Origin of the sequence: Mycobacterium sp. 3-98, from assembly GCF_035918355.1 — a bacterium.
Taxonomy (GTDB): domain Bacteria; phylum Actinomycetota; class Actinomycetes; order Mycobacteriales; family Mycobacteriaceae; genus Mycobacterium; species Mycobacterium intracellulare.
Map to the genome: position 1 here is coordinate 361,690 of NZ_CP142360.1, position 13,605 is coordinate 375,294.

Consider the following 13,605-nt stretch of genomic DNA (forward strand, 5'->3'; position numbering starts at 1 on the left):
ACACGCATGGAACCGATATCACCGACGGATGCGCTGTTCCTCATCGGCGAATCACGCGAACATCCGATGCACGTGGGCGCGCTACAGCTCTTCGAGCCGCCCGAGGATGCCGGCCCGCATTTCGTCCGCGAGTCCTATCAGGCGATGCTCGAATGCACCGACGTGCAACCGGCCTTCAGCAAGCGTCCGGCCTTCTTCGGCGGCGTCACCAACGTCGCGTGGTCCTTCGACAAGGAGGTCGAGCTCGACTACCACCTTCGCCGTTCCGCGCTTCCGGAACCGGGACGGGTGCGAGACCTCCTGGAGCTGGTTTCCCGGCTGCACGGCAGCCTGCTCGACCGGCACCGCCCGATGTGGGAGGCGCACCTGGTCGAGGGCCTGCAGGACGGGCGGTACGCCGTGTACACGAAGTACCACCACTCCCTGATGGACGGCGTCTCGGCGCTTCGCCTGATGCAGCGGGCCTTCACCTCCGATCCCGACGACGACGAGGTGCGGGTCCCGTGGAGCATGGCGCCGCGCAAGCGCGGCGGACGCAGAAGTCCGTCCCTGTTCGGGCGGGTGGGCCGCACCGCGGGGTCGGCGCTGGCGCTGGCGCCGTCCACGCTGAAGCTCGCGCGGGCCGCGCTGCTCGAACAACAACTCACGCTCCCGTTCCAGGCGCCGCGGTCGATGTTCAACGTCCGGATCGGCGGTGCGCGGCGGGTGGCGGCCCAGTCCTGGGCGTTGGAGCGCATCAACGCGGTCAAGGCGGCCGCCGGCGTCACGGTCAACGACGTCATTCTCGCCATGTCGGCCGGGGCCCTGCGCGCTTACCTGCTGGATCAGAACGCGCTGCCGGACGCCCCACTGACCGCGATGGTCCCGGTGAATCTGCGCAAGGACGACGACGACCGCGGCGGGAACATGGTCGGTACCTTCCTGTGCAACCTCGCCACCGATCTCGACGATTCGGCGAGACGGCTCGAGGTCATCAGCGCATCCATTCGCGACACCAAAGAGGTGTTCTGGCAGCTGCCGCCGGTTCAGCAGTTGGCCCTATCCGCCTTCAACATCGGGGGCCTGTTCCTCGGGTTGGTCCCCGGCTACCTTTCCGCGGCCTCGCCGCCGTTCAACATCGTCATCTCGAACGTGTCGACGGGTCGCTCGGAGCAGCTGTACTGGCGCGGGGCCCGCCTGGACGGAAACTATCCGCTGTCCATTCCCCTCGACGGCCAGGCGGTCAACATCACGGTGACCAACAACGCTGACAACCTCGACTTCGGCCTGGTCGGCTGCCGGCGCAGCGTCCCGCACCTGCAGCGGATGCTCGGTCATCTAGAGGAGTCGTTGAAGGACCTGGAGATCGCCACGGGTGCCTGAGATGCCGTGCGCCACAGTCCTTTTCGGATCGGCGGTCAGGGCAGCTTGATCACCGACACGTACATCTCGACGATCGGGCGGAAGAGGTCCACGTCATCGAGTTGACTGCCCAACACCACCGAGTCGCTGGTGGCGACGAGGACCTGGGCGAACGTCGACGCGGGGATCAGCAACGTCCCGCCGAGCCGGTCGATGCCCGCCACGATGAACTTGGCCAGCGCCTCGACGGCCTCTGATCGCTTGGCGGCCACGCGTTCCCGCGCCTCGGGGTTGCGCAGCAGGTACAGCATGAACTCGTGACCCAGCGCGGCGTGCTCCGCCCCGCGATCGCGGCTGAGCTGGCTCCAGCGCTTGGCGATCTCGTCGAGCTCGCGCGCACCGACCTGCGTCGCCGGCGCCATCACCTCGGTGAAGTTGACGAAGTACCGGCGCCAGTAGCGGTCGCTGACCGCCAGAAACAGGTCTTCCTTCGTCGAGAAGTGTTTGTAGATCGCGCCTTTCGTGTATCCGGCGGCGTGGGCGATATCGTCGAGCGTCGCGGCGACGAACCCCTTTTCGCCGAAGACCTCCTCGGCGGCATCGACCAATAGCGAGCGAGTGTGCTCGAGGCGGCGCTCTCGCGTCCAACGCTCAACCATGCGCCAGATTCTGCCAGAGCTTGCGAGAAGCTATTCCGTTTCTCAGATACTCGTGAGTATATTGCTCGGAGCGTGGAATGCCGACCCCGGAGGACACCAGCGTCATGAGCGATCTCGCGAACAGGAACCAGCCGTCGTCCGTCACCGAGCCACTGCCCGGCGCGGGCGAACTCGGCGCGCAGGCCGCGTCGCCGGTGCGACCGATCAAGATCTGGGCCGCCGCCGGTGGCGCGCTGCTGGTGCTCCAGCTCTACGTGTGGATCCGGTGGATCACCGGCCCGTATTTCGAACGGGTGCCGTCGGGGCCGAGCGAGCCGCCGATGTACATGAAGGTGCCGCTCATGGCGAACGCGGTGGTGCTGTGGATCGCGCTGCCGGTCGTCGTGTGGTGGTTCTTCATCAGGCCGTGGCGGCGCGAGCGGCGGATCACGCTGGACGGCATGCTCGTGCTGTCGATGGGCCTGATGTTCTTCCAGGATCCGCTGCTGAACTACTTCAACACGTGGTGCACCTACAACACCTGGCTGTTCAACCGCGGCTCCTGGTCGTCGAACATTCCCGGTTGGGTCTCCCCGGAGGAGCCGGGCCGTCAGGTGTCCGAGCCGTTGTTGACCAACGCTCCGGGTTACGCCTACGGCGTCCTGCTGATCACGATCGTCGGGTGTTGGATCATGCGCAAAATCAAGACGCGCTGGCCGAACATCAGCAATCTTCGGTTGGTCCTCGTCACCTACGCGCTCGCGTTTGTCTTCGATTTCGTCATGGAGGGTCTGGTCCTGCTACCGATCGGCTTCTACACCTACCCCGGCGCCATCAGGTCCGTGTCGATCAATGCCGACACCTACTACCAATGGCCGGTCTACGAAGGCCTGATGTGGGGTGGTGTGCAGGCCGCGCTGTGCTGTCTGCGCTTCTTCACCGACGATCGCGGCCGCACCGTCGTCGAACGCGGATTGGACCACGTGCGAGGCGGATTCGCCAGACAGCAGTTCACGCGCTTCCTGGCGATCTTCGCCGGCGTCAGCTCGTGCTTCTTTTTCTTCTACAACGTGCCCGCGCAATGGATCGGAATGCACTCCGACCCGTGGCCCCAAGACCACCAGAAGCGTTCGTACTTCAACGGCGGCATCTGCGGCGACGGCACGGACACGCCATGCCCGAATCCCGCTCTGCCCATACCCACCAAGCGTTCCGGGTACGTCGACGTGCACGGCCATCTCGTCCTCCCGCCGGGCGGCCAGCTGCCGGAGGTCGTCCCCTTCGAGCGCGCGCGAGGGCGCTAGGTGCTGACGAATTCCCAGACCACCGTGCGCCCGGCGTCGGAGGCGCCGTTCTATCGGCCCGCCGGCGATGAGGTGGAGGTGTTCCGCGCCGCCGCCCGCCGCGGCCTGCCGGTGCTGCTGAAGGGCCCGACGGGATGTGGCAAGACCCGGTTCGTGGAGGCGATGGCCCACGCGCTCGGCCGCAACCTGATCACCGTCGCGGCGCACGAAGACATGACGTCGGCCGACTTGGTCGGGCGTTTCCTTCTCAAAGGGGGAGAAACGGTCTGGGTGGACGGGCCGTTGACGCGGGCCGTTCGCGAGGGCGCGATCTGCTACCTGGACGAGATCGTCGAGGCGCGCCAGGACACCACGGTGGTCATCCATCCGCTCGCCGATCATCGCCGCGAGCTTCTGGTCGATCGCCTGGGAACGACGGTGCCCGCGGCACCGGGATTTCAACTGGTCATTTCCTACAATCCCGGCTACCAGAGCGTGCTGAAGAACATCAAAGAGTCGACCCGGCAGCGATTCGTGGCCATCGAACTCGACTTCCCGCCCGTCGAGGCCGAGACGGAAGTCGTTGCCCACGAAGCGGGAATCGACGACGCGACGGCGCGCGCCCTGGTCACCGTGGGCAACGCGATCCGAAAGCTCGATGGCTCACCGCTGCGCGAAGTGTCGTCCACCCGCACGCTGATCCTGGCCGGCAGCCTGGTCGCCGAAGGACTCAGCCTGCGCAGCGCCGTCCAGGCGGCGATCGTGCGGATCCTCTCCGATGACCGGGAGGTCGTCACGGCGCTCGGCGAGCTCGTCGATTCCCTGCTGCCGCCAAGGTGATGAAAACCGTTGGCACGCAACGGTATCGGTTCCTCGCCACCCACCTGGCCGGCCGGGCCGTCGACGTCGCCCAGGCGGCGCCCGGCCAGGACGCCTACACGAACGGCGACGTCATCTTCGTCCCGGCCGCCGACTCCGGGCAGCAGCGCCGGCAGGTGCTGGTCCAGGCCGCGCTGCTCGGCGCGGGCAGCCTGGATCGGCGGCTGGTGAAGCGGCTGCGGGGCCGGCCGGCGATCGCGCGCCGCTACCTCGCGCTGGAAGGCCACCGGGTGCTCGCCGAACTCGCCCCCACCGTTGCGCTGGCAGCGGCACTTCGCCCCGACGGTGAGCCCCGCACCACGACCGCGGACGGGTCCCTCGAAATGGCCAGGGGCACAAGCCGAATCGCGGACCCTCCGGCGTGGTTCGGTGTCATCCGGCCGGCCCAACTCCTGGCGTCGTCCGACAGCGGGGCCGCGCCGGCCACGGATACGAACCTGCGGACGGCGATCGAGCTCGTCGCCGAGCGGGAGCCCGACGACGAGGACGACGCCGCCTCCGAGGAAAGCAAGGTCCTCAAGCTGTTCGAGAACCCGCTGTTCAGTTCGCGGGCACTGATGGACTTTCTGCGAAAACTGTTGGGCGAGGCGCCGTCGCGCGGCGACGACCCGTCGGGCGGGGAGTTTGAGGCGCGCTCGATTCGGCCGGCACGAGCGGTCGGCGCGTCAGCCCGTCCACTTCCGACGCGCATCAATTTCGTCGGCGACCGGCCCGGCGCGGCGCTGGGAATCGGCGGTGCACTGCATCCGGAATGGGACGTCTTCAACAACCGCTATCGGGCGGACTGGTGCCGCGTCATCGATTTTCCGCTCACCGAGCCCACCCACATCTCGGCCGCGCAGGTCGCGCACGACGACGAGCTGCGGCGACGATTGGCACGCGTCGGTCTCGGCCCCAAGCTCCTACGTGCGCGCCCCGACGGTGACGAGATCGACATCGAGGCGCTCGTCGATCTCTTCGTCGACCTGCGCTCCGGTTGTTCACCCACGGACGCCGTCTACACCCAGCGCCGCAACGTCGTTCGGAACCTCGGCGTCCTCATCCTGCTCGACGCGTCCGGATCGGCCACCGACGCCGACCAGCGGGGGAACAGGGTCCACGACCACCAGCGGCGCGCGGCGGCAACCGTGGCGATGACCCTGGAGGAACTCGGCGACCGCGTGGCCATCTACGCGTTTCGGTCCCACGGGCGGCACGCCGTGCACCTGCCGGCGATCAAAACGTTCGGACAGCGCTTCGGCGCCCCGCAACGCGCGCGGCTCAATCAGCTTGAGCCGTCGGGGTATACGCGCCTGGGTGCGGCGATCCGCGGCGCGGGCGAGATACTCAACACCGAGTCCGGCACACCCAACCGGCTGCTTCTTGTCCTGTCCGACGGGTGCCCCTACGACGACGGCTACGACGGTCGCTACGCGGAGGCCGACGCGAACAAGGCGCTCGAGGAACTCCGTGGCGACGGCGTGGCCTGCCTGTGCCTGTCCATCGGGAGCGCCACCGCCGCCGAAGAGCTCGAGCGCGTCTTCGGCTCCGCGCGCTACGTCAGCGCCGCGACCCTGGCCGAGGTGAGTCCGCGGATGGACGAGATGTTCCTGACGGCGCTACGCGAGCGCGCCGCACCGGGGCCGGCGTGAGGGTGGGATTGCTACCACGGCACCTACTGTAAGGTCCACGGTAAGACCGCGCATGCCCGCTTCGGGGAAGGGTGAGCCATGCCAAGCATTGTTGACACGCGAAATCGGCCACGGCCCGACGTCGATCTGACCGACGGCGCCTTCTACGCGGGCGACTCGCGCCCGGTCTATCGGTGGATGCGCGAGAACGAGCCGGTCTTTCGGGACCGCAACGGGTTGGCCGCCGCGGCGACGTATCAGGCCGTGATCGACGCCGAGCGGGCGCCCGAGCTGTTCTCCAACGCCGGCGGTATCCGGCCGGACCAGGACGCGCCGCCCATGATGATCGCGATGGATGACCCCGCCCACCTGTTGCGGCGCAAACTCGTCAACGCGGGCTTCACCCGGAAACGCGTCAAGGACCGGGAGGCCTCGATCGGCGCGCTGTGCGACGCCCTGATCGACAACGTCTGCGAACGCGGCGAGTGCGACTTCGTCTGGGACCTTGCGGCCCCGCTGCCCATGGCGGTCATCGGCGACATGCTCGGGGTGCTGCCCGAGGAGCGGCAGATGTTTCTGCGCTGGTCCGACGACATGGTCACCATGCTCAGCAGCACGACCGCGCAAGAGGACTTCCAGGTGTCCATCGACGCCTTCGCCGCCTACACCGAATACATGACGAGCATGATCGCGGCGCGCAAGGCCGAGCCGACCGATGACTTGGTCAGCGTGCTGGTGCACGCGGAGGTCGACGGCGAGAAGCTCGCCGACCACGAGATCGTGACCGAGGTGTTGTTGTTGCTCATCGGCGGCGACGAGACCACCCGGCACACGCTGTCCGGCGGCACCGCGCAGATCCTGCGCCACCCGCGACAGCACCGGCAACTGGTCGACGACGTGGCGCTGCTGCCCAACGCGATCGAAGAGATGCTCAGGTGGACCGCGCCGGTCAAGAACATGGCCCGCACCATGACCGCCGATCTCGAGTTCCACGGCACCCAGCTCGCGCGGGGCGAGAAGATCATCCTGCTCTTCGAATCGGCGAACTTCGACGAAGCCGTGTTCGGGGATCCCGAGAGCTTCCGGATCGACCGCTACCCCAACAACCATCTGGCGTTCGGCTTCGGAACCCATTTCTGCCTGGGCAACCAGCTGGCGCGTCTGGAGCTCTCGATGATGCTCGAGCGACTACTCAAACGCCTGCCCGACATGGAGCTGGCGTCTCAGGACCCGCTGCCGCTGCGGCCGGCCAACTTCGTCAGCGGCCTCGAGCGCATGCCGGTCACGTTCACGCCCTCGGCGCCGTCGGGCCGCTGAGCTGGAACCCAGCGTGAAAGTTATTGTTGGACAGCGTTATCCGCGTCGGTGGTGTAGTCCAAGTAGACGCTGGTGCCGTTGGGGCGGGCGTGGATCGTGCAGTGATCGGCGAGGCGGTGCATCAGCGTGATGCCACGCGAGGCGCGGGGATCGGTGGTCTGCCTCGACGAGGGCTTGCGCCAACTTCCGCGATCGCTGACGCATACCCGGATTGACTCGGCGCCGGGATCGTAGCTGGCCTGCAATTTCATTGCGCCGGCCTCGCGACGGGAGCGGTAGGCGTGCTCGACGCAATTGGCCAACGCCTCGTTCACCCCCAGAACGACGTCCTCACGAATGTCCTCCGGCGCGCGCACCTCGTGCCGCAGCCAGTGTTGCAAAACATGGCGCCACTTCGCCGCCGTGTCGGGGCGCGCTGTGCCGGCGAGCGTCAAGCGCACCGGCGCGGCTGTCTCCGGCAGTAGCGGACTCATGAGAGCCGGATACCCAGATGCGGTTGCGGCGATAACCTTCTCGCGGTATCGCTTCGGCCACAGACCGGTTTCCATCCAGGATCGCCTGGTCACGGCGCCGGGAGGCGGTCAGCGCCGACGGCGCGGCGTCAGCACCGGCGTCACGAGGTCGCCGGTGTCGAGGTAGCTGTCGAGGTTGCGGATCGCCAGCAGCGCCATCGCCCGGCGGGTCCGGGCCGTGGCGCTGCCGATGTGCGGGAGAAGGACCACGTTGTCCAGGTCGCACAGTTCGGCCGGCACATGCGGCTCGTCGGCGTAGACGTCCAGGCCGGCCCCCGCCAGCCCGCCGCCGACGAGCAGCTCCACCAGCGCGTCCTGATCGACGACGCTGCCCCGGGCGATGTTGATCAGATACCCCTCGGGACCCAAGGCCGCCAGCACGGAGCGGTCGACCAGCTTGTGGGACTCGTGGTCGCCCGTGGTGGCGACGACCAGCACGTCGACCGACTCGGCGAGCTCCACAGCCGACGCGGCGTAGCGGTAGGGCGACCCGTCGATGCGACGCCGGTTGTGATACGCGATGGCGCAATCGAATCCGAGCAGCCGGGTGGCGATCGCCGAACCGATGCGGCCCAGGCCGAGGATGCCCACCTGGAGGCCGCTGACGTCCCTGGCGTACGGGAACCGGCCCTCGCGCGCCCAGCGGCCCGCCCGCACGTAGCGGTCGGCGGCGCCGAAGCGGCGCAGGGTCATCAGCATCAGGCCCAGCGCCGTGTCGGCGACCGTGTCCGACAGCACGTCCGGGGTGTTGCTCACGCCGATGCCCCGGCGCTTCGCCGCCGCCAGGTCGATCAGGTCCACCCCGGCCCCGTCGTTGACGATGGCCTCGAGGTTGGGCAGCGCGGCGATGGTGTCGGCGTCGACGCCCGGCGGTCCCCACGTCAGCAGCACGCGCACGTCGGCTCCGTGCTCGGCCAGGAATCGGGCTCGCGCCGGGCCGTCGGGAAGCTTCGCAATGTCGTAGCGCGCCGCCAGTTCTGCTGCCAGCGTCGGCTCCAGCTCGCCGACCCTCAGCACGCCGCTCAGATCCTTGGCCGTCACGTCCCCATCATGCGTGAAGCCCGCGCGGTATCCAGCGACGGGCCGCGTGGGAAGCAATCGCGATGCGGGACGGTTGAACCGCGAATGCGCATCGGAGTCGTCTTTCCGCAGACCGAGCTCGGACCGGACCCCGCCGTCCTACGCGCCTACGCCGAGCGCGTCGAAGAACTCGGGTTCGCCCACATCCTGGCCTACGACCATGTCGTCGGCGCCGACACGACCGTGCACCGGGGCTTCGAGGGCCCCTACGACATCGACTCGACGTTTCACGAGCCGTTCGTCATGATGGGCTACCTGGCCGCGGTCACCAGCCTGGAACTCGTCACGGGCGTCATCATTTTGCCGCAGCGGCAGTCGGTGCTGGTGGCCAAGGAGGCCGCCGAGGTCGACCTGCTCACCGGCGGGCGCTTGCGGCTCGGTGTCGGATTGGGCTGGAACGCCGTGGAGTACGAAGCGCTCGGGGAGACGTTCACCAACCGCGGAAAACGTTCCGAAGAACAGGTCGAGCTCATGCGCATGCTGTGGACGCAGCGATCGGTCACCTTCAAGGGCAAGTACCACACCGTGACCGGCGCGGGCCTGGCCCCCCTGCCCACCCAGCGGCCGATCCCGGTGTGGTTCGGGGCGGCCTCCGATCGGGCCTACGAACGCGCCGGTCGCCTCGGCGACGGGTGGTTTCCGATGACCGCGCCGGGCCCCGACCTGGACCACGCGCTCGCGCAGGTGAACCGGGCGGCCGAGGCGGCGGGCCGGGACCCGCGGAGCATCGGCATGGAAGGCCGGGTCAGCTGGACCGGTGACCCCGACAAGCTCGCCGCCGACATCGCCGCGTGTAAAGCCGCCGGGGCCAGCCATCTGTCGGTGAACACCATGAAGGCCGGCTTCGCGCACGTCGACGACCACCTCGCCGCATTGGAACGAGTGGCCGCCGACCTGAGCTAGCGTCCCGCGTCAGGCGCGCGCGTCCGCGGAGAGCTGAGCGACCAGGCTCAGGTGCGCGTTGCGGCGGTGGGGTTTTGACGGCTTGCCCTCGTCCCCAACGGATTCCGTCTCGAACGTTTCGCGGAGATGAACCTCCCCGCCCATGGCGGTATGCCGCCGCTCCCAGTCGCTGATCGCCTGATGGGCCGCATGGTCGAGATAGGTCGTGAGCAGGTGCAGCGTCACCGACGTGCGTTCCGGGATGGACGCCAGGACACCGGTCAGCCTCGGCAACGACAGGAACGTGCACGCCCCCTCGACGACGACGTGCCATCCATCCCCCACGGGCTTGGCCTCGATCCGGGCGCGCACCACCCGCCAACCGGTCACGATGACGGCCAAGGCGAGTCCGATCATGACGCCGTGCAGCAGGTTGAGAAAGACGACGCTGGTGATGGTCACCAGGTAGACGGCGAGATCACCGTTGCGCAAGGCGGTTTCGATGTGCGCCGGTTTGAGCAGTTCGATCCCGATGACGATGAGTAGGCCGGCAAGCGCAGCGGTCGGGATCTTTTCGACCAGCCCGGCGAAGGGCACGGCGAAGAGCAGGATCCAGAACCCGTGCATGATCGTCGAGGCACGCGTTCTCGCACCGGCGTTCACGTTGGCCGCACTGCGCACGATGACACCGGCGATGGGCAGCCCACCGATCGCCCCCGATGCGATGTTCGCGGCGCCCTGCCCGATCAGCTCGCGGTTGAAGTCGGTTCGCGGTCCGTTGTGCATGCGATCGATCGATACCGCAGTCAGCAGGCTCTGAACGCTGGTGATCAGGGTGACCGTGATGACGGCGATCACGACGGCGCCCCAATTCCCGTGCGGCAGCGTCGGTAATTGCAGCGCGTCGAGCACCGAGCCGTTCAGCACGATCCGGGATACGTGGAAGGGGAACACCACCGAGATCGCCGTGACCACCACGATGGCGACCAGTGGCCCGGGGATGCCGGCCACCCGCGCCGGAGCCCAGCGCCAGGCGACGAGGATGGCGATCACCAGCAGCCCCAGCACCAGCCCCGGCCGGTGGGCGCCGACGATCTGCGCGGGCAGCCCGGTGACATTGCTCCATGCCGAGCTTTCCGAGGCGCCGCCCAGCAGCACGTGCACTTGCTGTAGCGCAATCGTGATCCCGATGCCGGCCAGCATGGCGTGCACGACGACCGGCGAGATCGCCAGTGCGGCGCGTGCAATTCGGCTGAATCCCAACACAACTTGCAGGATTCCGGCGACGACCGTGATGAAACATGTGATGCCCCAGCCGAACTGATGGACGACATCGGCGACGATGACGGTCAGTCCGGCGGCGGGCCCACTGACCTGCAGCGGCGATCCGCCGATCCATCCTCCGACGATGCCCCCGACGATCGCCGCGATCAAGCCGGCGAGAACGGGCGCATCCGAAGCGATTGCGATCCCGAGGGACAACGGGAGCGCCACCAGGAAAACCACCAGCGATGCGGGCAGGTCGTATTGGGCGATCTCGCGGAACCGGTCAATGCGGGACGATACGCCCTGCTCCACGCCTTGCCGACCCGACGATTCAGCGTGTTGCAAGAGCTTCTCCTGAATTCGTCAATGACGGTGGACTTTTGGGGTATCCATCCGACAACGGCAACCGGAACACTTCGTAAAGCCGTGCGGCCCAGGCGATTCAAATTCACTGAACATCATTGTTCAGCGGGGCGTGCCTGGCCTCTGCGTACGAAAGTAGGTGGGCAACCAAGACCGGTCAACCGGACGGGCCGGGCGCATATCGAATGCAAATGTTTGCGCGGGCCCGTCAGCGGTGCCGCAAATCTCTCATTCCAGAACGAAGACCGGGATCTGTCGTGCCGTCTTGGTTTGGTATTCCGCGTAGGGAGGAAAGGCCTCAACGGCCCGCTGCCACCACTCGTCGCGCTCGGGCCCCTCGAGTTCGCGAGCCGTGAGCGTGGCGACCTTGTCGCCGTCTTGCAGCGTCACCGTCGGGTTCGCCTTGACGTTGGCGTACCACGCGGGATGCTCGGGGGCGCCACCGTGGGACGCGACGATGACGTAGCGGCCGTCCTTCTCGACCCGCATCAGCGGTACATAACGCCGTTTGCCGGACTTCGCCCCCGTGACGGTCAGCAGGACGATGGGCCGGTCGAAGACCTCGACCCCGTCGGTGGTGCCGCGGCCCAGGATTTGTTCGGTCTGCTCGCGGACCCAGCCCCTGGGGCTCAGCTCGATGTGGTCGCCCATAACGACAGTGAACACCACCGCCTGCTCCGGCGGAGCGGGTACAGTCGAGTCGACACTTACATAAGCTAACTAATCAGGCGTTCGTGGCCGAGAGGAGATTGGCGTGGCCCGCACCGAGAACGACACGTGGGATCTGGCGTCCAGCGTCGGAGCCACCGCGACAGCGGTCGCCGCACAGCGCGCGATCGCCTCCCAAGGCCCGGACGCCCTGCTGAACGACCCCTGGGCCGACCCGCTCGTGCGCGCCGTCGGCACCGAGACCTTCATCAAGCTCCTCGACAGCCCGCTCGACCGCAGCGACGATCCGCTGCTGAACCGCCAGGCCGTCAAGGAACAGATCACGGTGCGCACCCGGTTCTTCGACGACTTCTTCCTGCAAGCGACGGGCTCGGGCATCCGGCAAGCCGTCATCCTGGCGTCCGGACTGGACACCAGGGCCTACCGGCTGGCCTGGCCCGCGGGCACGATCGTCTACGAGATCGACCAACCCGAGGTCATCGAGTTCAAGACGCGGACGCTGGCCGGCCTGGGTGCCGCGCCGGGCGCGGAGCGGCGGACGGTTCCGATCGACCTGCGAGACGATTGGCCGGCGGCGCTCGCGGATGCCGGATTCGACGCCGCACAACCGACCGCCTGGAGCGCCGAGGGCCTGCTCGTCTACTTGCCGCCCGAGGCGCAAGACCGCCTGTTCGACAACATCGCCGCCGCGTCGGCGACCGGCAGCCGGATCGCCACAGAACACTTGGACCTGCGCAAGATTCCGTCGGATTGGGCACAGAAGCTGACCGAGCGGTCACGGCGCATCGGGTCCAGCATCAATCTGGCCGAGCTTTTCTACACCGGCGAGCGCAACACCGCGGCCGAATACCTCGCCGCGCGCGGGTGGCAGACCGACATCCGGACCACCGAGCAGGCCTTCGCCGCCCAGGGGTTCGGCGTGCCCAACGATGAGCTGGCCTCGTTCGGCGACGCGTCGGGCTACCTGACCGCGACACTTCGGTAGCAGCCACCACGGGCATCGCCGGGCCGATCCCCCGCTATATCAACCTTGTTGACACATATCAGGTTGGTTGATATCAATGGTGGTATGACTCAGCCAACGCAAGAGATGTTCGAAGCTGCTTACCGGGGCGAGGCCCCCGAGATGGGCGAGGGCAACCGGCCGCCATGGAGCATCGGTGAGCCGCAGCCCGAGATCGCGGCCCTCATCGAGGCCGGCAAGTTCCACGGCGACGTGCTCGACGCCGGTTGCGGTGAGGCGGCGGTGTCGCTGTACCTCGCCGAACGCGGTTTCACCACGGTGGGCCTGGACCAGTCGCCCACCGCCATCGAGTTGGCGCGCGAGAAGGCCGCCCGGCGCGGCCTGACCAGCGCCAGCTTCGACGTCGCGGACATCAGTGCCTTCACCGGGTACGACGGCCGCTTCGGAACCATCGTCGACAGCACCCTGTTCCACTCGATGCCCGTCGAGCTGCGCGACGGCTATCAGCAGTCGATCGTGCGGGCCGCCGCGCCCGGAGCGTCGTACTTCGTGCTGGTCTTTGACCGCGCCGCCATGCCGGCCGATGGCCCGGTCAACGCGGTCACCGAAGACGAACTGCGCGACGCGGTCTCCAAGTACTGGGTGATCGACGAGATCCGCCCGGCACGTATCCACGCCAACGTGCCGGAGAGCTTTCTGGAAGGCTTCCAGGCCTTCGCCGGTGCCGACATCCGTGACGAGGGCAACGGCCGCAAGTCCGTAGGGGCCTGGTTACTGTCCGCGCATCTCGGTTAGCGGCGT

13 protein-coding genes are annotated in these 13,605 nt (G+C 67.6%); 8 read left to right on the forward strand and 5 right to left on the reverse strand.

The window, feature by feature from the left end:
• The first annotated feature begins 6 nt into the window (after positions 1–6).
• The gene (locus QGN30_RS01825; RefSeq protein WP_009956875.1) at positions 7–1,362 is read left to right on the forward strand and encodes a WS/DGAT/MGAT family O-acyltransferase; all 1,356 of its coding nucleotides are present in this window, start codon (positions 7–9) and stop codon (positions 1,360–1,362) included.
• Between the two features lie 35 nt (positions 1,363–1,397).
• Here QGN30_RS01825 and QGN30_RS01830 read toward each other — a convergent pair whose 3' ends face one another.
• Positions 1,398–2,000, reverse strand: coding sequence for a TetR/AcrR family transcriptional regulator (locus QGN30_RS01830; protein ID WP_008262849.1), 603 nt, complete (start codon positions 1,998–2,000; stop codon positions 1,398–1,400).
• Between the two features lie 104 nt (positions 2,001–2,104).
• Here QGN30_RS01830 and QGN30_RS01835 point away from each other — a divergent pair, with 104 nt between their 5' ends.
• The 4 genes from QGN30_RS01835 to QGN30_RS01850 all read left to right on the forward strand — a co-directional run bounded on the left by QGN30_RS01835 (position 2,105) and on the right by QGN30_RS01850 (position 7,068).
• The gene (locus QGN30_RS01835; RefSeq protein WP_179293397.1) at positions 2,105–3,283 is read left to right on the forward strand and encodes a spirocyclase AveC family protein; all 1,179 of its coding nucleotides are present in this window, start codon (positions 2,105–2,107) and stop codon (positions 3,281–3,283) included.
• Positions 3,284–4,102, forward strand: coding sequence for a CbbQ/NirQ/NorQ/GpvN family protein (locus QGN30_RS01840; RefSeq protein ID WP_014378812.1), 819 nt, complete (start codon positions 3,284–3,286; stop codon positions 4,100–4,102).
• Positions 4,102–5,772 (forward strand): nitric oxide reductase activation protein NorD, encoded by a 1,671-nt coding sequence (locus QGN30_RS01845; RefSeq protein ID WP_248923325.1) that lies wholly within the window; start codon positions 4,102–4,104, stop codon positions 5,770–5,772. Before QGN30_RS01840 ends, QGN30_RS01845 begins: the two co-directional genes overlap by 1 nt.
• 78 nt (positions 5,773–5,850) lie before the next feature.
• Positions 5,851–7,068 carry a cytochrome P450 gene (locus tag QGN30_RS01850; protein ID WP_095762731.1) on the forward strand — a complete coding sequence of 406 codons (1,218 nt, stop codon included), beginning with the start codon at positions 5,851–5,853 and terminating at the stop codon, positions 7,066–7,068.
• Between the two features lie 20 nt (positions 7,069–7,088).
• On the opposite strand, the gene QGN30_RS01855 is transcribed toward QGN30_RS01850, so the two are convergent.
• Both QGN30_RS01855 and QGN30_RS01860 read right to left on the reverse strand, forming a co-directional pair.
• On the reverse strand, positions 7,089–7,508 hold the full coding sequence (locus QGN30_RS01855) for an ATP-binding protein (RefSeq protein WP_026071080.1): 420 nt from the start codon (positions 7,506–7,508) through the stop codon (positions 7,089–7,091).
• Between the two features lie 141 nt (positions 7,509–7,649).
• Positions 7,650–8,621, reverse strand: coding sequence for a 2-hydroxyacid dehydrogenase (locus QGN30_RS01860; RefSeq protein ID WP_248923324.1), 972 nt, complete (start codon positions 8,619–8,621; stop codon positions 7,650–7,652).
• A gap of 84 nt (positions 8,622–8,705) precedes the next feature.
• On the opposite strand from QGN30_RS01860, the gene QGN30_RS01865 reads away from it, so the two are divergent.
• A complete protein-coding gene (locus QGN30_RS01865; protein WP_095762729.1) occupies positions 8,706–9,563 on the forward strand; it encodes an LLM class F420-dependent oxidoreductase in 858 nt (285 codons plus the stop codon).
• A 9-nt stretch (positions 9,564–9,572) separates the two neighbouring features.
• Here QGN30_RS01865 and QGN30_RS01870 read toward each other — a convergent pair whose 3' ends face one another.
• On the reverse strand, positions 9,573–11,120 hold the full coding sequence (locus QGN30_RS01870; protein ID WP_009956885.1) for a SulP family inorganic anion transporter: 1,548 nt from the start codon (positions 11,118–11,120) through the stop codon (positions 9,573–9,575).
• A 279-nt stretch (positions 11,121–11,399) separates the two neighbouring features.
• The gene (locus QGN30_RS01875; protein WP_014378805.1) at positions 11,400–11,822 is read right to left on the reverse strand and encodes a nitroreductase family deazaflavin-dependent oxidoreductase; all 423 of its coding nucleotides are present in this window, start codon (positions 11,820–11,822) and stop codon (positions 11,400–11,402) included.
• 103 nt (positions 11,823–11,925) lie between these two features.
• On the opposite strand from QGN30_RS01875, the gene QGN30_RS01880 reads away from it, so the two are divergent.
• Positions 11,926–12,825 carry a class I SAM-dependent methyltransferase gene (locus QGN30_RS01880; RefSeq protein ID WP_233042328.1) on the forward strand — a complete coding sequence of 300 codons (900 nt, stop codon included), beginning with the start codon at positions 11,926–11,928 and terminating at the stop codon, positions 12,823–12,825.
• 84 nt (positions 12,826–12,909) lie between these two features.
• The gene (locus tag QGN30_RS01885; protein WP_014378803.1) at positions 12,910–13,599 is read left to right on the forward strand and encodes a class I SAM-dependent methyltransferase; all 690 of its coding nucleotides are present in this window, start codon (positions 12,910–12,912) and stop codon (positions 13,597–13,599) included.
• Positions 13,600–13,605 lie beyond the last annotated feature (6 nt).

What these genes read in the sequence shown, in the direction of transcription:
- QGN30_RS01850 (WP_095762731.1), top strand. Translation starts at nt 5,851, where the DNA reads ATGCCAAGCATTGTTGACACGCGAAATCGGCCACGGCCCGACGTCGAT.
- QGN30_RS01885 (WP_014378803.1), top strand. Translation starts at nt 12,910, where the DNA reads ATGACTCAGCCAACGCAAGAGATGTTCGAAGCTGCTTACCGGGGCGAG.
- QGN30_RS01865 (WP_095762729.1), top strand. Translation starts at nt 8,706, where the DNA reads ATGCGCATCGGAGTCGTCTTTCCGCAGACCGAGCTCGGACCGGACCCC.
- QGN30_RS01830 (WP_008262849.1), bottom strand. Translation starts at nt 2,000, where the DNA reads ATGGTTGAGCGTTGGACGCGAGAGCGCCGCCTCGAGCACACTCGCTCG.
- QGN30_RS01875 (WP_014378805.1), bottom strand. Translation starts at nt 11,822, where the DNA reads ATGGGCGACCACATCGAGCTGAGCCCCAGGGGCTGGGTCCGCGAGCAG.
- QGN30_RS01845 (WP_248923325.1), top strand. Translation starts at nt 4,102, where the DNA reads ATGAAAACCGTTGGCACGCAACGGTATCGGTTCCTCGCCACCCACCTG.
- QGN30_RS01825 (WP_009956875.1), top strand. Translation starts at nt 7, where the DNA reads ATGGAACCGATATCACCGACGGATGCGCTGTTCCTCATCGGCGAATCA.
- QGN30_RS01835 (WP_179293397.1), top strand. Translation starts at nt 2,105, where the DNA reads ATGAGCGATCTCGCGAACAGGAACCAGCCGTCGTCCGTCACCGAGCCA.